Source organism: Sporosarcina jiandibaonis, assembly GCF_013184495.1.
GTDB lineage: Bacteria > Bacillota > Bacilli > Bacillales_A > Planococcaceae > Sporosarcina > Sporosarcina jiandibaonis.
On record NZ_JAAOIY010000004.1, the window covers coordinates 123,588 to 146,549 of the forward strand.

Here is a 22,962-nt window from a genome sequence, read left to right on the forward strand (position 1 = left end):
AGGGGTGCAAATGAGTAGGGGAATGAAAACAAAGTTAAGCGGAATTCAGAAAGTGGCTGTATTGCTCGTTGGATTGGGGCCAGAAGTTTCCGTAGAAATATTTAAACAACTATCAGAACCAGAAATCGATCGATTGACAATGGAGATTTCGAATGTTCGACGATTAAAAAAGAGTCAAACAGAACAAGTACTTAATGAATTTTATGGGATGATTCTTGGCCAGGATTACATGAGCGAAGGCGGCTTGGATTATGCAAAGGAAATTTTGGAGAAGGCTTTAGGGAAAGAAAAGGCAATGGAAACAATTGGACGGTTAACGAGCAGATTACAAGTGAAACCATTCAATTTTGCAAGAAAAGCTGACCCAAAACAAATCTTGAATATTATACAACAAGAGCATTCACAGACCATTGCACTCGTACTCACCTATTTAGATCCAAATCAATCATCACAAATACTATCTCAACTTCCGCCTGAAAAACAAACGGAAGTCGTACAAAGGATTGCCTTAATGGAAAGTACTTCTCCTGAAGTAATTCATCAAGTTGAGCAAATTATTGAGCAAAAGCTATCCGTCTCAGGTGGTCAAGATTATACTTCGACTGGCGGAGTGGAAGCAATTGTCAAAGTGTTGAACAAAGTGGATCGCGGAACAGAAAAGTCAATCCTTAAGAAACTAAGTATCGATGCACCAGAACTTGTCGAAGAAATTAAAAAGCGGATGTTTGTATTTGAAGATATTGTCAAACTGGATGTCCGTTCAATTCAACGAGTTATTCGTGAAGTAAGTGATCTAGATTTAGCGTACTCGTTAAAAGCGGCTAGTGATGATGTGAAAAATAGTGTCTATCAGAATATGTCAGCTAGAAGAGCTGAAGTAATTCAAGAAGAAATCGAAATGATGGGTCCTATGAAATTAAAAGACGTCGAAGATGCGCAGACAAGCGTTGTTACTTTGATTCGTAGTTTAGAGGAGAAAGGCGAAATTATTGTCTCCCGAGGAAAGAGTGATGAAATTTTTGTCTAATATTATTCGCGGCAATCAACTCTCACAAGTACCTAAAAAGATTATTTACACAAAGAAAATAGAAAATAAAAGATTAGATTTAAATGAGTCTGAAATAGATCATGCACAAAAGAAAAAAAGTTTACTAGAAGAAATTGAAATTCTGGAGAACCAGTATCAACAACTGCAGGAGAAAATAAAGAACGAACATGAAAATGCCCGAACAGAGATTGCAAATTGGTGCGATAAAAAGAAAGAAGAAGCTGATTTGAACGCAAAAAGATTGGCGGAAGAAGCATCTGCACAAGGTTTTCAAGCAGGATATGATATGGGCATCAATCAAGCAGAAGAAGAGTTTCGGGGGCAAAGACTTGAAATGCAAGAGTTGATACAACTCGCTTACGAAGAAAAAGCGAAAATCATTCAACAATCAGAGTCATTCTTATTATCTCTTAGTATAAAAGTAGCTGAAAAAGTGATTAAAGAAGAACTAAAACAGCATGATGACCAATTGCTTAACGTCGTTAAACAAGCGTTAAAACATATCGAAGAATCCGAAGATGTTGTCATGCAAGTTTCACCTGATGATTATCCGATTGTTCTACCCTTTTTGGATGAACTTCAAACCTATGTCAGAGATGATTCAGAATTAAAATTAATTCCTTTAGCCAATTTAAAAAAGGGTGGTTGCATGATACAAACCGCGAATGGATCATATGATGTCACGGTGGACGGTCAACTACAAGAAATCAAAAAGCAACTTCTTGTTTACTGTGAGGAGAGGGCTGATTGAAGGACCTTAAAAAAGATGAATATCTTCAGTTGCTAGATGAAATCGAGCCAGTAAAAAAGCACGGGAAAGTAATTCAAGTTATTGGCTTAACAATCGAGTCAAGAGGACCAAATGCGAAAATCGGTGAACTTTGTCTATTATACCCGAATCAATTCGAACCGCCAATTGAAGCTGAAGTTGTAGGCTTTAAAGAAAATAAAATATTACTTATGCCCTTAAGTGATCTATCCCAAATCGGACCAGGTTGTTTAGTTGTCGCAACTGGGTTTCCGCTTCAAATTAGAGTGGGTCCTTCGATCTTGGGAAAAGTTTTGGATGGAACGGGAAAACCATTGGATGAAAGCATACTTCCAAGAGGTTTGAAAAAGTATTCGACCGATAATACGCCGCCTAATCCATTGCAAAGACCTAGAATTGTCCAGCCGTTGGAAGTTGGTGTACGAGCCATTGATGGATTGTTAACAGTAGGACAAGGACAACGAATTGGTGTTTTCGCAGGAAGCGGCGTCGGGAAAAGCACGTTAATGGGCATGATTGCTCGTAACACAGAAGCCGACATAAACGTCATTGCTTTAGTCGGGGAACGGGGCAGGGAAGTTCGTGATTTTATTGAGCGTGATTTGGGCCCGGAAGGTTTGAAAAAGTCTGTTGTCGTTGCAGCAACTTCTGACCAGACGCCCTTGCAGCGCATCAAAGGCGCACTGACAGCGACAGCAATCGCTGAATATTTTCGCGATCAAGGCAAAAACGTCATGCTTATGATGGATTCGGTTACACGTTTTGCAATGGCCCAGAGGGAAGTGGGGCTTGCAGTTGGTGAGCCGCCAACAAGTAAAGGGTACACGCCGAGTGTTTTTGCCATGTTGCCGAAGCTATTAGAACGTTCCGGTACATCAAGCAAAGGATCTATTACCGCTTTTTATACAGTTCTCGTCGACGGTGATGATATGAACGAACCAATTGCAGATGCCGTACGAGGAATACTCGATGGACATATTGTATTAGACCGGAAAATAGCCCAAAAAGGACAATTTCCCGCAATAAATATAATGGCAAGTGTAAGTCGTGTTATGCATGATGTTGTTTCACAGGAACATCAAAAAGCGGCGGTAGAGTTTAAACGATTATTAGCGGCTTATGAAACATCCGAAGACTTAATTAATATTGGAGCATATAAAAGTGGCGCAAACAAAGAGATAGATGACGCCATTCGTGCTTATCCGAATATAAAGGATTATTTACAGCAAGAGATTTATGAAAAAACCAAGATGGAAGAAAGCGTTGAAAGGCTTTCAACGCAATTCGGGGGAGTTTAAAACGTGACGCAATTCAATTTCCAATTTCAGAAGATACTAGATATAAAAGAAAATGAAAAAGACTTTGCACAAGTCCAAATGGCAGACGCCATCAAACGACATGAAGCGGGTTGTCAAAAAAAAGAATCGATACTCAGTAGAATTATCCGTTCAGAACAAACAATGAGAGAAAAGCAGCAAGTAGGCATGAATATCTCGGAATTAAGAGAACTTGAGAATTATATTTATCAGCTTCAAACGCAATTGATGGATTCCCAACGTGAACTAGAGCATTTGCAAAAAAATGTATCGAAAACACAAAATCATTTGCAACTAAAATCGCAAGAACAAAAAATATGGGACAACCTCAAAGAACAAAAAATGAACCAGCATATAGAGAGAAGTAAAGTTATCGAACAGAACTTTTTTGATGAGTTGGCTAGTACTAGGTTCTACCGTACAGCTAAAGCTAGTTTAGCAGAAAGAGGGTGAGTAGGATTGACGCATTAAATTTGTCTTTCCAGCCATCATTCATTCAACCAACAAGAGAAATTACAAATACAAACGCAGTAAAAGAAACAATAAACTTTGCGGAATTACTTGGTTCATTAACGATTGAATGTCAAGCAGTAAACGAAGAAATAGTAAGTGAAAATCCGCATGTGGAACTGATAGAAAAACTTGAAGAAATCGTACAGTACTTGCAGGAACTACCGCAAGAAATGTTGTCAGTCGAAGAAGAAGAGATGGTTTATGGAATTTTACAGACCCTATCTCCTCAAATAATCCCTGAAGAAATCCAGCTAAGTGAGCAGAATTCAAGCGAGAATAAACAATTAGCTAGTAATCCTGACCAGGAAAAACTGATTAGCTTAAATCAACAGGTTAGTCAGGAACTTCAAAAGCTATTGAATGGCACTCCTAGCATTATAGACAAGCCCGCTGCTACAAAACGTTTAGCGGATCCTATAAAACTAGAACAGGTATTTCAACAATTAGTTCTACCCCTTCAAAGTATTGGAAAAGAGCAACTTGGTGTAGATAAACCGCTGGTGCTGGAACAACTGTTACAACAACTGACTGGTCATGATCAAGAAACAAAAAATCCTAAACCTGTAATGACAAACCCATTAAACAATGGACAGAATGCAGGTCCAATTGGACTAATTACTCAACAGGCAGATGTAGGTGGGAGGACCCTACCAATCCAGTCGGCTTCAACACAAACCGAGTTTAATAACCAACATCAGGCCTTAACTATAGATATTGTACAAGGTTCACCAAAGATAGCTCAACCAACTGGACGCGGGGAAACGACCGAACCAACTCCAACAGTTCGGATGTCTAATCTCATCGAAGAGTTGGGGAGCGTGCTCCGAGGTTCAATTCGACTAGCAGGAAGCCAAGAAGGAACACAAATCAGAGTAAACATAACGCCGGATCATCTTGGTCATCTAGATATTCGTTTCACAGAGATAAATGGGAAAATCGCAGCCCATATTTTCACGAGTACCTTAGTCGCGAAAGAAGTGTTAGACCTGCAAATGAATCAGATGAGAAGTTTACTGCTTCAGCAAGGTATTCCAATCGATAAAATTGATGTATCGCACCAAAATTTGCAGTCATTTGGACAACAAACAGAGCATCGTTTTTCACAACAACGCCGTGAAAAACAAGAAGCTGCTTCACATGGAAAAAATGAGTATGAACGAATAGATGAGGAAGTGGCTGTGGAACGTAATCAGTTATCAGACCTCTCAATGAACGTAAATTATACAGTTTAGGATAGGAAGGGGAGGGAACCATGCAAGTAAACGCTCCTGAAACGGTTAACACATATGCCACAAATCAAAACAAACCGAAAGAACCGCAAAACGCACTTGGACAAGATGCTTTTTTAAGAATATTAGTGACACAAATGAAAAACCAAAATCCTTTAGAACCTCAAAAAGATACTGAATTTATTGGCCAAATGGCTCAGTTTAGCAGCCTAGAACAATTAACAAATTTAAATAAAACAATGACCCAATTTGTCGGGCTTCAAAAGCAGCATCCTTTAACAGAACAAGCGCATCTACTCGGCAATAAAGTTCATTGGCAACAAGAGATTGACGGAATCGAGCAGTCTGGTGAAGGCATTGTCAAAGCGATATTTATCAAGGATGGAGAGTTAACTGCGGAACTTGATAATGGTGATTTAAAGATCCCGCTATCTTTTATTCAACGAATTGAAAAACAATAACAAATATGAACAGGAGATTGTCTGAAAAAGACAATACTTGAAAGGGGAAAAATTATGCTTCGCTCAATGTATGCAGGTGTATCAGGAATGAAAGGTTTTCAAACAAAGTTGGACGTCATCGGGAATAACATCGCGAATGTCAACACTATCGGATTCAAGAAAAGCACGATTAATTTTCAAGATTTACTAAGCCAAAACTTATCAAGCAGCGGGGTAAACCCAATTCAAGTCGGGTTAGGTTCTACGATTGCTTCTATCAATACCCAACATACTCCAGGATCAGCGATGACAACGGGTGTTGGTACAGATTTATCAATTATGGGAAATGGATTTTTTGTTGTCCAAGCCCCGGATGCAACAGGCGATGAAGGACAATATTTAACACGGGCCGGAAATTTTGTTGCCGATCAAAACGGATTTTTAGTAACTGCACAAGGTTATAACGTGCTTGACAGTACGGGTGCAAAAATTAATATTGATCCGAATACGTATGATTCATTTACGATTAACCGAGCGGGCCAAATCATGGGTAAACGATCGGATAATGGCGTTGAAGAACAGGTTCTACCTGCGAATGAAACAATTGGTATTGCTTCACCTCCCAATCCAGCTGGACTCCGTAAATTCGGCGGTTCCTTATACGAAATGACTACGAATGCTGAGCCCACCGGAACGATTATACTTGGGACTGTAGCTGGCATGAACACTGAAATCGCTTCTGGGCAATTAGAAATGTCCAATGTCGACTTAACTGAAGAATTCACAGAAATGATTATCGCGCAACGCGGTTTCCAAGCAAACTCTCGTACAATTACAACTTCAGATGAGATTTTACAAGAAGTTGTTAACTTAAAACGATAACGTAAGGGGGCTAGGTTAGAGGGAATAGTCCCTCTAACCGCTTTAATATGATTCGATTAACAAGGTTAAACCAAACGTCTATTGTCTTAAATGCGGTTTATATTGAAAGAATAGAATCGACGCCAGATACAGTTATCACCTTAGTGTCAGGTAAGAAAACACATGTATTAGAAACGGTCGAGGATGTTATGGATAAAGTGACAGCCTACTATCGGGAAATAAATATTTTACCTGATTTGCAAAAACCGAACTACGAACAGCATTGATTGAGGGGGTGCAACTATGGGAGATTTCTTATCAACTGAAAATATTGAGTCGATTCTTTCGTCCATAAGAAAAAAAGAACCTCAACAAGACAACGAGACAAGAAATGTTCAAACATACGATTTTAAAAAGGCATTTCGCTTTTCACATGATCAAATTCGTACATTAAATCGAATCCATGAAAACTTTGCAAGATTATTAACTTCCTACTTTTCGACACAACTTCGGACATTGGTGCACATTAATGTTTTTTCGGTAGAAGAGTTTTCATATGAGGATTTTATCGATAATGTGCAAGAAAAATCAATTTTAGGTGTCTTTAAAGCTGCTCCACTTCAAGGGAGTATGGTAATGGAGTTCTCACCTGATATCGCATATGTCATGTTTGACAGAATGCTCGGTGGCCAAGGAATTGTTTCGCACAACAGTGATGATTTGACTGAAATTGAAGAAAGTGTGATTCGAAGAGTTATTATAAAGGCTTTAGAGAGTTTCCAAGAAGCATGGTCGTCAGTCGTTAAACTAACGCCGGAATTGCAAGAAATTGAAGTGAATCCGCAGTTTTTAACAATGTCACCGCCAAATGAAACCGTGGTTCTGGTTTCATTACAAGTGAAAATTGGAGATGTGGATGGAACAATTATCATTTGTTTACCCTATGTTGGATTGGAGCAGGTCTTACCTAAGTTATCTGCTCGTCATTGGTTAGCAAATCAGAAAAAAACAATCGAAAAGCATGAAATGGAAGCATTGGAGAGAAATGTTCAAGCTGCAAAACTTAATGTTAAAGCGGTTCTTGGAAGAACTACAATTCAAATTGGTGATTTTTTAAAGATACAAAACGGGGATGTCATTCGCTTGAATGAGTCCTATGAAGATCCAGTTACAATATTGGTTGATGAAAAGCAAAAGTTTTTTGCCCAACCTGGTATTTCAAAAGGGAAGATGGCCGTGCAAATTACTGATGTTCACGGAGAAGGTGAAGAATTCGATGGCATTTGACAAGTTATCTTCTGAAGAAATTAATGGGTTATTAGGTCAAAATGGTACGGAGGGAAATACAATGTCCATGAATTCGCTATCAAAAGCTGAAATCGAAGTAGTAACAGAGTTATTAAGTGTTTCACTAGGAAGTTCATCAGCCGTCCTTTCAGAATTATTGACAGAGACGATTGCATTGACAACGCCAGAGCTTCAACTAAAACAAAAAGAGGATGTATTAGCTACTATAAAATCACCTTTTTGCGTTGCGTTAGGAGAATTCACGGGTGGAATAAAAGGCGCACAGATTCTAGCCATAAATAATGAAGATGTCCAAACAATTAGGGAGCTAGTTGATGGAGAAGAAACAGAAAACCAATTAGAAGCTGTACAAAAAGTGATCCAGCAAATGTTTATTGCAGTTTCACAATCTATGACGACTTTGTTAAATCAGGAGATTGCTTACTCTTTGTCGGGGATAGATGTAGTTGAAAAGCGAGAGGATTTATCCTTAGAGCACTTTATTGAAGGAGATACTTTTGTAGAAGTTACTTTCCAACTAAACCTTGGCAATCAAAAAAACCTTAGCTTTCACCTATGTATTCCGATTCAACTGGTGAAGCAAATCGTCACAATCGTAAACGATTCAATCGGAGTGAATAAACCGGTGGAAACAGAAGAAATGGAATCTCAGTCCAGCAGTCAATCTAATCATACACAGCAAACATTGAATCCAGGTACAAAAACGAATATCCAACCTGTTCAATTTTCTAGCTTTGATGAAACGGCTTCCGCACTCATGGAACCAAACAATCTTGATATGCTGCTAGACATACCCCTGCAAGTTACAGTGGAATTGGGACGCACGAAAAGAATGGTGAAGGAAATTTTAGAAGTTTCCCAAGGCTCGATTATCGAACTCGATAAATTAGCAGGCGAACCAGTTGATATTTTAATCAATAATAAGCTAATTGCAGTGGGAGAAGTTGTCGTCATCGATGAAAATTTTGGTGTACGCGTGACAGATATTTTAAGTACAGCCGAGCGTATTTCCAAACTACGCTAATCCCCTAAGTAAGGAGTACATCAGTTGATTCGAAAAATCTCTAAATGTGTTTTAATCATTTCACTCTTCTTCTTATTGGTAGCTTTACCTATTTCGGTTAATGCGTCTGAACCTAATGTAAACGACTGGATAAACGACGAAAAGTCACAACCCCAGCCGGGTCAACTGGAAAAAGAGGAAAGCATTGATTTGAACACGACTAATACAAGTATCACTAAAATCATCGGGAAACTAATATTATATACATTTCTAATTCTAATATTGATTTATGCCCTAATTAAATTCTTAGCTCTTAGACAAAAGAACCTGCAACCCAATCAAGCAATAAAATTAATGGGCGGCACGCCGTTAGGGAATAACAAATCACTTCAACTCGTGAAAGTCGGGGATCAGTTGTTATTAATCGGCGTGGGCGATCAAGTTACTTTATTAAAGGAATTCTTGAACGAAGATGAGATAAAAAGTATCGAGGAAAACTTGACCAATCAACCAAGTGACCTATCCAACTCGTTAACGAATTTTATAAAAGAAAAAATAAATGACCGAAAGAAAAAATCTAACAGTTTCGAGAACATATTCAGTCAGAGCCTCGACAAAATCAAGGGAAAACAAGATCAGTTCGAGCAAGATGTGCGCAAAAAAGACGATGAAGAAGGTCGTTTGTGATGGTGAACATCCTATTTTTAGTAGCGATTCCCGGGATTAATTTTGGAACTGAATCTCCGCAGGATGTGTCTGTAACGCTTCAACTTCTATTGTTGTTAACGATTTTATCATTAGCACCTGGAATATTAATCATGCTGACAAGTTTTACGCGAATTATTATTGTCTTGTCTTTTGTTCGGACAGGTTTAGGGACACAATCCATGCCGCCGAACCAAGTGTTAGTCGGACTCGCACTTTTTCTCACCTTTTTTATCATGTCGCCAATTTTTGTAGACATCAATGAAAGCGCGGTTCAGCCTTATTTCGCAGGTGACGTAACGCAAGAAGAAGCATTTGACACAGCGGTCGTTCCGATAAAAGAATTTATGTCAAAACATACGCGAGAGAAAGATTTGGCATTATTCTTCAAATATAACGGGCTTGAAAAGCCTGAAAGCATTGAGGATATTCCATTGACCGCACTTATTCCCGCATTTGCGATCAGCGAATTGAAAACCGCTTTTCAGATCGGATTTGTGATTTTCATTCCTTTCCTAATTATCGATATGGTTGTCGCGAGTACGCTCATGGCAATGGGAATGATGATGCTTCCGCCGGTAATGATTTCATTGCCGTTTAAAATCTTATTATTCGTCTTAGTGGATGGATGGTACTTAATTATAGAATCTTTACTTCTGAGCTTCTAACGAAAGGGAGAAATCAATGACTCCGGATATGGTAATTAAACTCGCAGAGCAATCGATTTATACGGTGATTATAATAGCCGCTCCTATGCTGTTAGTTGCACTGGGTGTCGGATTGCTTGTCAGTATTTTTCAAGCAATGACACAGATTCAAGAACAAACACTGGCATTTATCCCGAAGATCTTGGCCGTTTTTATTGCTCTTGTGATTTTCGGTCCATGGATGCTAACAATCTTAATGGATTATACTGAAAACTTATTTCAACAACTCCCGCGAATAATTGGATAGTGAGCATATATGATAAACATCATTTTTGAAACATTACCGTATTTTCTACTGATATTGATTCGATTAACGAGCTTTTTCCTAATCGCTCCAGTATTTTCAATGCGGGGCGTTCCAAACCAATTTAAGATAGGTCTAGGTTTTTTTATCTCCTTAGTCGCAGTCATTAGTACACCAATCGACGAGCCGATTTTACTGGATTCCACCTATATACTTTTAATCGTGAAGGAATTTGGTATTGGAATCTCACTTGGTTTTACAGCTGCCTTACTTTTATATGCGGTTCAAATTGCCGGTGCATTCATCGATTTTCAAATGGGCTTTGCGATGGCAAATGTAATGGATCCGCAAACGGGATCACAAGTTCCAATCATTGGCCATTTTAAATACATGATGGCTTTGCTTTTCTGCCTCACTGTAAATGGCCATCATATGATGCTAGACGGAGTCATGATGAGCATCGAGCTTTTTCCAGTTGAATTAACCTCATTTTCAATTAAACCGGAACAGCTTGCCCAGTTTATGACAAAAGTCTTTATCGAAATGTTTTTGATTGCTTTGCAAATCGCCATTCCGATAGTCGGGTCCTTATTACTCATCGATATTGCGCTTGGCATTTTAGCGAAAACAGTTCCGCAGTTAAATGTATTTGTTGTCGGGCTTCCAATCAAGATATTCGTTGGTTTTATCCTATTATTTTTGACATTGCCGATATATTTTTACCTATTACAAGTCCTATTTGGAAAAATCATGTCTAGCATGTCGCAGCTAATCGGGCTACTAGGGGGGATATAAATGGGAAAACTATATTCTCTCGATTTACAATTTTTCTCTGGAGAAAAGACCGAAAAAGCTACACCTCAGAAACGGCAAGAGTCTAAACGAAAAGGACAAGTAGCGAAAAGTGCAGAAATACCTTCAGCTTTAATTATGCTCGGTGGTATTTTAATGCTTTATTTTTCAGGCGGTTTCTTGCTCGATCAGCTTCAATCGATTTATAGAGTGAATTATACGCAGTACATCAGTTGGGAAATCACACCGAAAAGCATACGCACCTTATTTGAACAGATGGCGTTTAATGCCGCGAAAATTATGGCGCCAATCATGGTAATCGGATTAATTTTCGGCATATTGGGTAATTACGTTCAAATTGGTTTTCTATTTACAACAGAACCATTAAAAGCGAAGCTCGAACGCTTAGATCCGATCAAAGGCGCGAAAAGGATATTTTCGGTTCGCGCATTAGTGGAATTAGCAAAGTCCTTATTGAAAATCGCCATCATATCCACAGCAGCCTTTACTGTTTTGTGGAATGGGAAAGATGAGCTGTTTTTACTTTCCCAGAAAAGCATTTCGCATGCAATCGCTTATATTGGATCGCTCATCTTTAAAATGGGTTTGGTCGCTTCAATTATTTTATTATTCTTAGCGGTTTTGGATTATATGTATCAAAAGTACGAATTTGAAAAAGGCATTAAAATGTCGAAACAAGACATTAAAGAAGAATACAAGAAAGCCGAAGGAGATCCTTTGATCAAGTCGCAATTAAAAGATCGGCAACGGCAAATGAGCATGAACCGCATGATTCAAGATTTACCAAACGCGGATGTGCTCATAACGAACCCGACACATTACGCCATTGCGATTCAATACGACGCGGAAACAATGGAAGCGCCGATGGTTATCGCGATGGGAAAAGACCATCTCGCTTTGAAAATTAAAGAAAAAGCGAGAGAACTTGAAATTATCACTATGGAAAATAAACCTCTAGCCCGCGCACTCTATCATCAGGTTGAAGTAGGAGACTATGTACCTGAGGATTTATTTATAGCGGTCGCAGAAGTTTTAGCATACATTTACAGATTAAAAGGAAAGATTCAATGAAATCGGGAGGGGAAACAGCTTGAAAATTAGAGATTATGCTATTTTGGTATCCGTTATTATGATTGTTGCAATGATGGTTATTCCTCTTCCGCCACTTTTATTAGATATCTTGATTATGATAAATCTTAGCCTTGCTTTAACAATTATCCTAGTCGCAATGAATACGAAAGAAGCACTGGAATTTTCCATATTTCCTACATTATTATTACTGACCACATTGTTTCGACTAGGTCTTAACGTGTCGACAACTAGATCGATACTGACAAATCAAACAGGTGGGCAAGTGATTGAAACTTTTGGTTCGTTTGTTGTCGGCGGTAGCGCCATTATCGGTTTTTTAGTTTTCTTAATACTAGTTATCATTCAGTTTTTGGTCATTACGAAAGGATCTGAACGAGTTGCAGAAGTGGCCGCTCGTTTTACGCTAGATTCAATGCCCGGTAAACAAATGAGTATCGACGCTGATTTAGGCGCGGGAATGATTTCTGATCAAGAAGCTCGAATACGCCGGGAGAAGGTCGGTCACGAAGCAGACTTCTACGGGGCGATGGATGGTGCCAGTAAGTTTGTTAAAGGAGATGCGATTGCCGGGATTATTATTACCATCATTAATATAATCGGTGGTTTATTAATCGGGGTCATTGTTCATGGACTACCTGTCGGGGAAGCCGCAAAATTATTTACTTTATTATCGATTGGTGATGGCTTAGTCAGTCAGATTCCTGCGTTATTAATCTCTACTGCAGCCGGAATCGTTGTCACGAGAGCTGCTTCCGAAGGGAATCTAGGGTCGGACATCACGAGACAACTCTTTGCTTTTCCGAAAATGCTCTATGTAGTTGCAGTAACACTCGCCTTGTTTGGTTTCTTTACACCAATCAATCCTTTTTTGGTGCTGCCAGTCGCTGCATTGGTTGCCTACGGCGGCTATAGAATGCAACAAGCGCTTGTCGCTGAAGAAGACGATGAGAAGCAAGTTGTCAAAGAAGGACAAGAGGCGGAAACTTCGAAAAGTCCTGAAAGCGTCATTGATCTTTTACATGTGGATGCGATTGAATTTGAATTCGGTTACGGTTTAATCCCGATTGCTGATAAAAATCAAGGCGGCGATTTACTAGACCGCGTCATCATGATTCGAAGACAATGCGCAATGGAACTGGGAATCGTTGTCCCGGTGATACGAATACGAGACAATATTCAACTTTCACCCAATCAATATATCATTAAAATAAAAGGGAATCGAGTTGCTTCTGGCGAGATTATGCTAAATCATTACTTGGCAATGAGTCCTGGAGTCGATGATGAAAGCGTTGAAGGTATTGCTACCGTTGAACCGGCATTCGGCATGCCTGCACTGTGGGTAAACGAAGACATGAAAGAGGAAGCGGAAATGGCTGGATATGCCATTGTCGATCCGCCATCCGTAGTATCAACGCACTTAACAGAAGTGATTAAGCGGCACGCCCACGAATTAATTGGTCGCCAAGAAGTTAAGTCACTAGTCGAAAACATACGAGAGAATTCACCAGCAGTGGTCGAGGAGCTAATCCCTAATTTGATGACAATTGGTGAAGTGCAAAAAGTGTTGATGAAACTACTGAAGGAAAAAGTGTCCATTCGAAATTTACTCAACATTTTAGAGGCATTGGCTGATTATTCATCTCAAACGAAAGATACGGATGTATTAACGGAGTATGTAAGGCAATCCCTATCCAGACAGATTACTTTGCAATACACAAATCCGAATGAGCCTTTACAGGTGATCACGGCAGGTGCTAGTCTCGAGAAACAGTTTGCAGATTCAGTTCATCGGACAGAGCAAGGAAGTTATTTATCGATCGACCCGGAAGCTTCACAAACAATTCTTCAAAACATTACCGAACAAGTATCAAAGCTTCAACAATCTGGAGTTCAGCCGGTGTTATTGACATCACCTGCTATTCGCATGTACATGCGGCAGTTCATAGAACGTTTTGCCCCTGAACTTCCAGTGCTTTCATATAACGAACTAGAACCGGACATTGAAATCCAAAGCGTCGGGATAGTGAATATGGGTGGAGTGGTTAATATCTAATGAGGCTAAAAACATATCATGTTGGGAACATTTCCGAAGCAATCCCAATGATTAAAAGAGATTTAGGTGAAGACGCATTAATCTTAAATACAAAGAAAGTCAAAACAGGCGGTTTCTTAGGTTTTTTCCAGAAAGAACAACTAGAAGTCATTGCTGCCGTCGAGAATGAAAAGCCTAAGAAAATCGAAGAGGTTAATCCGGTTGATCCGGTTAAACTAGTTAAACCTGTTAATCCGGAACCAAGTGACCTTATTGAGGAATTAAAAAATATTAAACAATTTATGATGCAAGTAGTTGAAGAGGATCATTTACCTGGTTCATTGAAAGCCATCAGTAAACGATTAACAGATGAAGAAATCACCTCTGAAATTCATTCGGAATTAATATCTAAACTAGTGGTCGCTGTTGGACAAAATTCGGATTTCACTGATGAACAAGTGTATCGGCTAGCACGTGGTGAAATGATGAAGTTCATTCAAGAACATCAACAACCGATTGAAAATAAAAACCCCGACATCATTTGTTTCATCGGACCGACTGGAGTAGGAAAAACTACGACAATCGCGAAAATCGCAGCGGATTATCTATTAAGAAAAGATAAAAAAGTAGGGCTCATCACATCAGATACCTACCGAATCGCTGCCGTCGAACAATTGAAGACCTATGGGGAAATACTTAATATACCGGTTAAAGTTGTGGAAACTGCAGCGGATTTGGAAAAATCCATGTCCGAACTCCGAGATTGCGATATCGTCTTAATGGATACAGCAGGCAGGAACTATCAACAAAAACAATACATTGATGACTTGGAACAATTATTGCCGGACAAAACGAAAATACAAATCAATTTAGTGTTAAGCCTTACCTCAAAATATCAGGACATGGTAAAAATCATTGATAATTTCCAAACGATTACCATGGATCAATTGCTGTTAACCAAACAAGATGAAACGAGTACGTCGGGAGCTATTTTAAATTTGATTTATCATTATTCCATACCAATCCCTTATATTGCGAATGGTCAAAATGTGCCCGATGATATCATCTCGCTAACTCCTGAATTATTAGTAGATTTCATATTAGGAGATGATAAGCATGATTGATCAAGCAAAACTATTGAGAGAACTAGTCAAAGAAAAGAAATCGAAATCCAAAGCTGCAGAGAAAAGACAAACTCGCACGATCGCTGTCACGAGTGGAAAAGGCGGCGTCGGAAAATCAAACTTCGCGCTAAACTTCGCATTAAGCCTAATCCAAAAAAATAAAAAAGTGCTGATTTTCGACGTTGACTTAGGTTTTGCGAATGTGGATGTATTATTAGGCAGATCTAATAAAGAATCGATTGCGACAATGCTGGAAAAGGATTTTTCGATTTGGGATATTATCGAAGAAGGACCAAATGGGTTGTTGTTTATTTCAGGCGGTTCAGGTTTTAAAGATCTATTTCAATTGGATGAAGTGAAGCTGAATAAGATTTTTAGTGAATTAAGTTCGCTTCAAGGATTCGTAGATTACATTATTTTGGACACGGGTGCGGGGCTCTCTTATGAAAATCTGCGTTTTATCCTAGCAGCGGATGATGTCATTTTAGTCACCACGCCTGAGCCTACTTCGATAACGGATGCTTATTCCATTGTGAAAATGCTTCATTCAAGAGACCAAAATATACATATAAAACTAATCATCAATCAATGCTCAAACGAAAAAGAAGGCAAACAAACGGCTGAGAACTTTACTGCAGTAACCGAACGATTCTTGGAAAAACAAATTGGCACGCTCGGGTTCATCCCAAGTGATGCAAATGTATCGAATGCCGTAAAAAAACAACAACCATTTTTGCTTGAATTCCCAAACTGTCAAGCTTCACGAGCATTACAAAAAGTGTCTAGCAAATATCTTCAAACTCCATTGCCGTTCAAACTTGGAATTAAAGGATTTTTAATAAAGATGCTCTTTAAGTAAGCATAGGTGGTGAAACTCAAGTTGAAAAAAATGACGAAAAAAGAACTGAATCACTGGGAAATATGGCAACAAGAACGCGAACCCGAATCAGGCGAGTATTTGGTCGAAAAATATCTTCCGCTGGTTGACTATGTCGTCCAACGGTTCATGATTAGTTTGCCGAAAACTGTCGAAAAAGACGACATTCACAGTCTGGGATTAGAAGGACTTCTTGATGCGTTGGACAAGTTCGATCTAGCAAGAGATTTAAAATTTGAGACATATGCCTCCTGGCGAATTAAAGGAGCAATCATCGACGGCCTCCGAAAAAGCGATTGGCTCCCTCGTTCTGTCCGGCAACAAGTGAAAAAAATCGAGCAAGCATATGTTGAATTAGAACAAAAAAATAATCGCTCGGTAACGGATAAAGAGGTTAGTGACCATTTAGGCATTACAAAAGCTGAATTGAACAAAACGGTTTCAGAAGCCGCTTTATCGACCATGATTTCAATCGATCAAACGATACAAGACGACACCGGACAAGTCGCACTTGCCAATACAATCGAAAATAACAACGCAGAATCTCCAGAACGTCAGCTAATGGAGAATGTTCTTAAAGAGACATTAGCAAACGCAATCGACCGGTTACCCGAAAACGAAAAATTAACCGTCTCCCTCTGTTATTTCGAAGAATTAACACTAACAGAAATTGCCGAAGTGCTAAACCTAAGTGTTGGCCGAATTTCCCAACTCCATTCAAAAGCCATGCTACGCCTACGCGCAGCCATCGTATCGGTGCATGACAATTATTAAGTAAGTAGGTGATCATTAATGGAATGGGTTTTATTTGGATTAATAACTGTACTATTAACCGGTTCATTAGTAATTCTGTTTCAGATTAAAAAAATCAAAGAACATTCTGCTGAAGAAACCTATGGAATGATGAATGAATTTGTAAGTAAACTAGAAATAGAAAATGATGAACTTTATAATAAAATGGTTGCCTATATTAAGTGGAAAGAAACTAAGCTAGAAGAAAGAATTCAAAGCTTGGAAGAAAAGATAGAACCACACCCTAAAGAGAAAAAGCCCAGCAACACCGACCATAAAACCGAAATTACGCAAATGCACAAACAAGGCTTTTCCCCCACACAAATCTCGAAACTACTCCAAGTTGAACTAGGAAAAGTCGAGTTAATTATTAATATGTACAAGAAGAGTATAGCAATTAAGTGAGCGTTTCCAGGTTCGTGGTCAACGTTACCTAGTTTGGGTGAAACGTTTCCAGGTTTTCGTAGAACGTTTCCCAGTTTGAGCGAAACGTTTCCTGGTTCCATGTAACGTTTCCTAGTTCCAAGTAACGTTACCTAGTTTGGGTGAAACGTTTCCAGGTTTCGATGTAACGTTTCCCAGTTTGTACGAAACGTTTCCTAGTACCATGTAACGTTACCTAGTTTGAGTGAAACGTTTCCAGGTTTCCATGTAACGTTTCCCAGTTTGTACGAAACGTTTCCTGGTTCCGAGTAACGTTACCTAGTTCGGTTGAAACGTTTCCAGGTTTCCGTATAACGTTTCCCAGTTTGAGCGAAACGTTTCCTAGTTCCAAGTAACGTTACCAAGTTTGGTTGAAACGTTTCCAGGTTTCCGTATAACGTTTCCCAGTTTGAGCGAAACGTTTCCTGGTTCCGAGTAACGTTACCTAGTTCTGTTGAAACGTTTCCTAGTACCAAGTAACGTTACCAAGTTTGGGTGAAACGTTTCCAGGTTTCCAGGTTTCCGTAGAACGTTTCCCAGTTTGAGCGAAACGTTTCCTGGTTCCGAGTAACGTTACCAAGTTTGGGTGAAACGTTTCCAGGTTTCGATGTAACGTTTCCCAGTTTGGGCGAAACGTTTCCTGGTTCCAAGTAACGTACCTAGTTTTGCTGAAACATTTCTAGGTTTACAGCTATCGTTTCCCAGTTTGTACAAAGCGCTTCCTAGTTCACACACGCACGTTTCCCAGCTATAAAGTGAAGTGAACACGAATCTATAATTCCAACTCCATATATAATCATGCGCCTCTCTTATTAACTCTAAGAGAGGATTTTCACTTCAAGTACTCTGCATATCCAAAAAACGTTGCTTATTCAGAGAAGGCTTGGTAATATTATGTAGGTAAATGAACATTCAGTCTAAAGGAGGGAGTTTATATTTACACTAAACGCGAACCACCGAACGAATTAATTCTCTTGCAACGTTTATTACCAAGGCTATCCGAAAAACACCCACAGAACAAAGCAATCAGTGAAAAGTTGTACCAAGTAAAGGCCGGATATTCCGGTGAAGTTGACGTCGATCGAATCCTTCCAGAAATCGGTCTCCCCCAAGACGTTATCATTTTAAAGGGCTTAACTTTAGAAATCCTCCCCAATTTCTTTGCTCAACTCGACACCCTAATTCTAACCCGAAAACGAATCATTCTATTGGAAATCAAAAAATACGCAGGCACTGTTATTTTTGATGTAGACTCAGGTAAAACAATAAAAATTTCTCCAAATGGCGAAATTGAAAAATTCGATTGCATCCTACATCAACTCGATCGTGCTGCCCATGGAATTAAAAGCTGGCTTAAAAAGCTCCAAATAAATATTCCAATAGAACCTATACTGGTCATGGCCAATCAACGAACAATAATACAAGAAATACCAAAACCCTTCACAGTAAAATACGGTAAACAATTGCCAAAATATATTCGCGAATTGCCAAATATACCAGACAGCCTTACACAGCAACAAATTACCAATCTGGCCAATCAATTCAAAAGCAGTCAAATCCATTGGAAACGAATTCCCGCATGCGAATTATATAACATTCCCCCATCGGACTTGGAAATCGGCATACTTTGCCTCGAATGTAATACCAAAATGAAAAGAATTCCTGGCCGTACATGGAATTGCGAATCATGCGGAAAAATCAGCAGCGTAGCAATCGGACAAGCAGTTGCCGATTGGTTCCTCCTAATCAACCCAACACTCACGAATAAACAACTCAGATACTTTCTGGAATTAAAATCGAACACAGCCGCCAGCAAAATCTTTAAACAACTCTACCTAAATCGAACCGGAAAACCACCAAGGACAATATACACCTGGAATTATAAAATGCCCTTATATAAACAAAAATTAAAGAAATAGATTTGTTAAATGCAGCCGCCAAGTTTACTAGGCGGCTTCTTTATGGTCGTGTATTAAAATGAAATCACAACAAATCAGTTATTACCATCTGCTACTAAAGTGTACCGCCCTTTCTCCAAAAGTAGAAACCAAAGTAGACTATCGATATCAAGAAATCACCCTTTGGAGTGAGGATGACTCACAGGAATCCTCCTATACTAAGGGTGGATACAAAATAAGCAAGAAGCTGAAAAAAAGTATTGGAGGAGATCTTTGCATGAAGAAGTATGAAATTTACTAGAGAGGTGTTAACGGTGAAAAAAGTATTGAGCATCTTTCTGCTTTTCACCCTCTTATTAAGTGCAGGAACGATCTACGCAAGTAACAATTCGGGGCAAAACCTTTCTGACTGGTATAAGAAAGCATTTCAGAAAGAGAGTGAAGAGTTAGGTGCAGCTACTGCAACGGGTATGATTTTGATCTTTAAAGAGGTCAACGCCTTTTTGAGAGATTTAAAAATCGACATTAGTACCACAATTGCAGATTTCAGTAACAAACACGTAAATAATGCAAAGACCGGAATCGGTGAGTACCAGGCTGAAATGATAAATAGTCTGAATAACGCGGTCACCGAGCTTGAAAACGTAAATTTCGATGAGTACGTAAAAGGTCTGAACATTGAAGAAGAAATTAATCAAGATTTTGAACAAATGGTACAAGAAGTATTCAGCGAGTAAGGCATTCATACAAAACAGTAAAAGGTAAAGTAATCGCAGGAACATTGGCTTTTGGACTTGTAGCAGGAACTGGGGTAGCGTTTGGAGCATCTGACGCTGGTCAAAATCTCCAAACTTGGTACAATGGGCTATTTAAACAATCAACTCAAGAAGGGATCACCGAACTAACAACATATGCGAATGGTAAAATCCCAGGATTAGTAAATGAATACAACGGGTTGAAAAACACTGCTACAAATAGCATTAATACTTCAGGAGAAACAGGAACAGCTGTAGCAACATCAAGAATTAATGAACAAAAGGATGAACATATTACTGCTATTAATAAACAAAAAACAGCCATCGCAGAACATATGGCTACTCAATTTAATGAACTTTCAAGCTATGCAGAGGGATTAATTAACGAAGCTGGCGCTGCGGGATTGCAGTATGCTACAACTGATTTAACTACACACACTGGAGCAAAGGGTGAAGCGGCCGTTAAGGCATTAAAGAATGATTTGGAAATTGTAAAAGGTGAGGCCGTTAGTCAATTACAGTCTGCAATCAACAACGCAAAATCAGAACTTCAAGCTCAATTAGCAACAGAAAAAGATTCGACTGTTGAAGAAATCAAAGGCAAAATTGATGCTAAAATCATTGAACTTCGGGGGTTAATCACAACAAAGAAAAACGAATTAGTTGCTGCACAACAAACACTTATTAAGAATAAAGCAGCCGAACTTGAAAATGCTGCAAAAGAAGAAATGCAAGGTCTAGTAGACGGTATTTAACGAATGGTACAATTGCTTCATAGGGACCTCATCCAGTGAGGTCCTTATTGTTTTAAATGGAGGTGCAAACATGTTAAATAAATTCAAAAAGTATAACAGTAACTTCAGTATTAAAAAGATTGGCATATTACTCGGAGTTCTCGTGTTAACAATTGGACTAGGAAGCGGTATGAATAATGTCTTTGCAGGACAGGATGCGGGGAGTTCATTAATCAATTGGTTTGAAGCTAAAAAGACGGCATCTGAACAAGAGATATCCGAGGCAATCGCTGCAGTAAAGAACCGTCTTATGGATGAACTAAGAATAGCTATGCAGGAAGAAAAGAAAAAAGCCGAAGATGAGTTGGCTGCGTTCACTCAGGAAGAAAAAAAGAAACGTACAAAAGCATTGGAAGAGTATGCTGATACCTTAAAAGCTAATTTGAAAATTGATAACACTAAAGAAAAAGCAGGGATCAATGCCAGTCTGGATGCAATACAAAAGGAAGCCATTGAAAAGATGGATAAAATTACAGCCAAAGGCAATCCAGGACCGAAACCAGGGGGGAAAGTAAAATCGACTCCAGATTCTGTGCCGGTGGTAGAACCAGATTCAACACCTGAACCCGAAACGCTGACACAACCGAAGTCGGCGCCTGAACCCGAACCCGAACCCGAAACAACTCCAGAACCAGAATCAGCCCAATAAAAGCGGATAAACTCCTTGCTCATTTGTATTGAATGAACAAGGGGTTTTCTAGCGTTTGATTGTTGAGATTACCTGGATGATATGCACATCCAGAGATATCCCCCCACAAAATTCCCCCTACCACTCATATCAAAAATTCTGTAAACTATACTTAAGTAAGCGATCAAAAAAATCGCTTCGTAAAAGGGGGAAGTGTATTGACGTTATCAGCTAGTTCACGGATTCAGGGTATTGAACTTTCAGGAATTCGAAAAGTCGCAAATATGCTCAGCAACTATCCAAATGCCATTAACCTTACGATTGGCCAACCTGATTTTACGACACCGGAATTAATTAAAGACGCTGGAATAGAAGCTATCCAAAACGACAAAACGACGTACACGCCAAACATGGGGATTTTAGAATTGCGTGAAGCGATAAGTGACTTCTTCACGCAAAAATACGGATTTACTTATAATCCGCAAACTGAAATTCTAGTGACCGCGGGTGCAAGTGGGGGGATGGATGCTACATTTCGCACGATTTTAAACGAAGGGGACGAAATCGTAATACCCGCGCCCATTTTTTCGGGGTATGATCCGCTTATTTCATTAACAGGGGCGAAGGCGGTATATTTGGATACGACGAAAACGAACTTCATACCGGATCCAGCCCAACTCGAAGCACTGATAACGCCGAAAACAAAAGCGGTGGTATTTAGCTTCCCGTCAAACCCAACAGGAGTAACCATACCGAAACAAATGATGGATGCGCTTGTCGAGATGCTGACTAGACACGACATCTTCATCGTTTCAGACGAAATCTACAGTGAAAATACATTTGAAGGGGAACATATTTCATTTGCACAGTACCCGCAACTCAAGGACAAACTTTTTCTCATTCACGGTCTTTCAAAATCGCATGCGATGACAGGGTGGCGCGTCGGTTTTCTACTAGCTGCCGAACAGTGGATGAAACATGCGGTCAAAGCCCACGCGCATAATACGCTTTGTGTCAACGCGCCAGCTCAATATGCGGCCCTCACCGCGCTTACAAAATGCCAAGACACGCCGACAGCGATGAACGAAGAATATATTAAACGGCGAAATCTCGTATACAATCGACTCACTTTCATGGGACTCGAAACCGTCAAACCGACCGGGGCATTTTACATTTTCCCGTCAATCAAAGAATTCAATATGTCATCCGAACAATTTGCCCTCACAGTACTAAAAGAAGCTGATATCGCGGTTGTTCCGGGCAGTGCATTTACTCCGCTTGGTGAAGGATACATCCGAATTTCGTACGCCTACGCGTATGACCAACTCGAAATCGCGATGAATCGCCTGGAAAATTGGGTTGTGAATTGGCGAAGAAATCAACGCCATATGGTGCCAGATCCACCCTTGGTTTAAACCCACGCCCCTGAGATTCAAACGGGGCGTTTTTTAATGTGCAGAAGGGGGAAACGACCAATGCGGTCACCGAAACGACTAATAAGCTTATCCAAGCGACTAAACTAGCTTCACAAACGACTAAAGCACTCCATGCCACTTGAAAGGCAGCTGAAAAATCCGTATACTAGAAAAAG

Annotated in this window: 25 protein-coding genes; all 25 read left to right on the plus strand. The window is 39.5% G+C overall.

What is annotated here, in order from left to right:
• Positions 1-10 precede the first annotated feature (10 nt).
• The 25 genes from fliG (at position 11) to G8782_RS12080 (ending at position 22,786) form a co-directional block, all read left to right on the plus strand.
• Positions 11-1,027: a flagellar motor switch protein FliG gene (fliG, locus tag G8782_RS11960; protein ID WP_172371463.1), complete on the plus strand. Its 1,017-nt coding sequence runs from the start codon at positions 11-13 to the stop codon at positions 1,025-1,027.
• Entirely contained in the window at positions 1,011-1,799 is a 789-nt protein-coding gene (locus G8782_RS11965; RefSeq protein ID WP_246231654.1) for a FliH/SctL family protein, read from the plus strand. The genes fliG and G8782_RS11965 overlap by 17 nt, the downstream gene beginning before the upstream one ends.
• Complete coding sequence (gene fliI, locus G8782_RS11970; protein WP_172371465.1) at positions 1,796-3,115, plus strand: flagellar protein export ATPase FliI; 1,320 nt, start codon at positions 1,796-1,798, stop codon at positions 3,113-3,115. Before G8782_RS11965 ends, fliI begins: the two co-directional genes overlap by 4 nt.
• 3 nt (positions 3,116-3,118) lie before the next feature.
• Positions 3,119-3,586 (plus strand): flagellar export protein FliJ, encoded by a 468-nt coding sequence (gene fliJ / locus G8782_RS11975; protein WP_172371467.1) that lies wholly within the window; start codon positions 3,119-3,121, stop codon positions 3,584-3,586.
• Positions 3,583-4,878 carry a flagellar hook-length control protein FliK gene (locus G8782_RS18695; RefSeq protein ID WP_172371469.1) on the plus strand — a complete coding sequence of 432 codons (1,296 nt, stop codon included), beginning with the start codon at positions 3,583-3,585 and terminating at the stop codon, positions 4,876-4,878. Before fliJ ends, G8782_RS18695 begins: the two co-directional genes overlap by 4 nt.
• Before the next feature lie 20 nt (positions 4,879-4,898).
• Complete coding sequence (locus G8782_RS11985; protein WP_172371471.1) at positions 4,899-5,336, plus strand: flagellar hook capping FlgD N-terminal domain-containing protein; 438 nt, start codon at positions 4,899-4,901, stop codon at positions 5,334-5,336.
• A gap of 54 nt (positions 5,337-5,390) precedes the next feature.
• Entirely contained in the window at positions 5,391-6,197 is an 807-nt protein-coding gene (locus G8782_RS11990) for a flagellar hook-basal body complex protein (RefSeq protein ID WP_172371473.1), read from the plus strand.
• Between the two features lie 47 nt (positions 6,198-6,244).
• Positions 6,245-6,463: a flagellar FlbD family protein gene (locus G8782_RS11995; RefSeq protein ID WP_172371475.1), complete on the plus strand. Its 219-nt coding sequence runs from the start codon at positions 6,245-6,247 to the stop codon at positions 6,461-6,463.
• 16 nt (positions 6,464-6,479) lie between these two features.
• Positions 6,480-7,463 carry a flagellar motor switch protein FliM gene (fliM, locus tag G8782_RS12000; protein WP_172371476.1) on the plus strand — a complete coding sequence of 328 codons (984 nt, stop codon included), beginning with the start codon at positions 6,480-6,482 and terminating at the stop codon, positions 7,461-7,463.
• On the plus strand, positions 7,453-8,508 hold the full coding sequence (gene fliY, locus G8782_RS12005) for a flagellar motor switch phosphatase FliY (RefSeq protein ID WP_172371478.1): 1,056 nt from the start codon (positions 7,453-7,455) through the stop codon (positions 8,506-8,508). Before fliM ends, fliY begins: the two co-directional genes overlap by 11 nt.
• A 24-nt stretch (positions 8,509-8,532) precedes the next feature.
• The gene (fliO, locus tag G8782_RS12010; protein ID WP_172371480.1) at positions 8,533-9,174 is read left to right on the plus strand and encodes a flagellar biosynthetic protein FliO; all 642 of its coding nucleotides are present in this window, start codon (positions 8,533-8,535) and stop codon (positions 9,172-9,174) included.
• On the plus strand, positions 9,174-9,860 hold the full coding sequence (fliP, locus tag G8782_RS12015; protein ID WP_216667875.1) for a flagellar type III secretion system pore protein FliP: 687 nt from the start codon (positions 9,174-9,176) through the stop codon (positions 9,858-9,860). The genes fliO and fliP overlap by 1 nt, the downstream gene beginning before the upstream one ends.
• 16 nt (positions 9,861-9,876) lie before the next feature.
• Positions 9,877-10,146: a flagellar biosynthesis protein FliQ gene (gene fliQ, locus G8782_RS12020; RefSeq protein WP_172371484.1), complete on the plus strand. Its 270-nt coding sequence runs from the start codon at positions 9,877-9,879 to the stop codon at positions 10,144-10,146.
• 9 nt (positions 10,147-10,155) lie between these two features.
• Complete coding sequence (fliR, locus tag G8782_RS12025; RefSeq protein WP_216667861.1) at positions 10,156-10,938, plus strand: flagellar biosynthetic protein FliR; 783 nt, start codon at positions 10,156-10,158, stop codon at positions 10,936-10,938.
• Positions 10,939-12,027 carry a flagellar biosynthesis protein FlhB gene (flhB, locus tag G8782_RS12030; RefSeq protein ID WP_172371486.1) on the plus strand — a complete coding sequence of 363 codons (1,089 nt, stop codon included), beginning with the start codon at positions 10,939-10,941 and terminating at the stop codon, positions 12,025-12,027. It begins immediately after the preceding gene.
• A gap of 19 nt (positions 12,028-12,046) precedes the next feature.
• Positions 12,047-14,101 (plus strand): flagellar biosynthesis protein FlhA, encoded by a 2,055-nt coding sequence (flhA, locus tag G8782_RS12035; protein WP_172371488.1) that lies wholly within the window; start codon positions 12,047-12,049, stop codon positions 14,099-14,101.
• A gap of 47 nt (positions 14,102-14,148) precedes the next feature.
• Positions 14,149-15,204, plus strand: coding sequence for a flagellar biosynthesis GTPase FlhF (flhF, locus tag G8782_RS12040; protein WP_246231655.1), 1,056 nt, complete (start codon positions 14,149-14,151; stop codon positions 15,202-15,204).
• Positions 15,197-16,063, plus strand: coding sequence for a MinD/ParA family protein (locus G8782_RS12045; protein WP_172371491.1), 867 nt, complete (start codon positions 15,197-15,199; stop codon positions 16,061-16,063). Before flhF ends, G8782_RS12045 begins: the two co-directional genes overlap by 8 nt.
• Before the next feature lie 30 nt (positions 16,064-16,093).
• A complete protein-coding gene (locus tag G8782_RS12050; RefSeq protein ID WP_172371781.1) occupies positions 16,094-16,855 on the plus strand; it encodes a FliA/WhiG family RNA polymerase sigma factor in 762 nt (253 codons plus the stop codon).
• 18 nt (positions 16,856-16,873) lie between these two features.
• The gene (locus G8782_RS12055; RefSeq protein ID WP_172371493.1) at positions 16,874-17,278 is read left to right on the plus strand and encodes a DUF6115 domain-containing protein; all 405 of its coding nucleotides are present in this window, start codon (positions 16,874-16,876) and stop codon (positions 17,276-17,278) included.
• Between the two features lie 992 nt (positions 17,279-18,270).
• The gene (locus G8782_RS12060) at positions 18,271-19,215 is read left to right on the plus strand and encodes a nuclease-related domain-containing protein (protein ID WP_172371495.1); all 945 of its coding nucleotides are present in this window, start codon (positions 18,271-18,273) and stop codon (positions 19,213-19,215) included.
• Between the two features lie 293 nt (positions 19,216-19,508).
• Positions 19,509-19,931: a hypothetical protein gene (locus G8782_RS12065; protein WP_172371497.1), complete on the plus strand. Its 423-nt coding sequence runs from the start codon at positions 19,509-19,511 to the stop codon at positions 19,929-19,931.
• A 44-nt stretch (positions 19,932-19,975) separates the two neighbouring features.
• Positions 19,976-20,704 (plus strand): hypothetical protein, encoded by a 729-nt coding sequence (locus tag G8782_RS12070; protein ID WP_172371498.1) that lies wholly within the window; start codon positions 19,976-19,978, stop codon positions 20,702-20,704.
• A 70-nt stretch (positions 20,705-20,774) separates the two neighbouring features.
• Entirely contained in the window at positions 20,775-21,392 is a 618-nt protein-coding gene (locus tag G8782_RS12075) for a hypothetical protein (RefSeq protein WP_172371500.1), read from the plus strand.
• Between the two features lie 197 nt (positions 21,393-21,589).
• Positions 21,590-22,786, plus strand: coding sequence for an aminotransferase class I/II-fold pyridoxal phosphate-dependent enzyme (locus tag G8782_RS12080; RefSeq protein WP_172371502.1), 1,197 nt, complete (start codon positions 21,590-21,592; stop codon positions 22,784-22,786).
• The last annotated feature ends 176 nt before the right edge of the window (positions 22,787-22,962 follow it).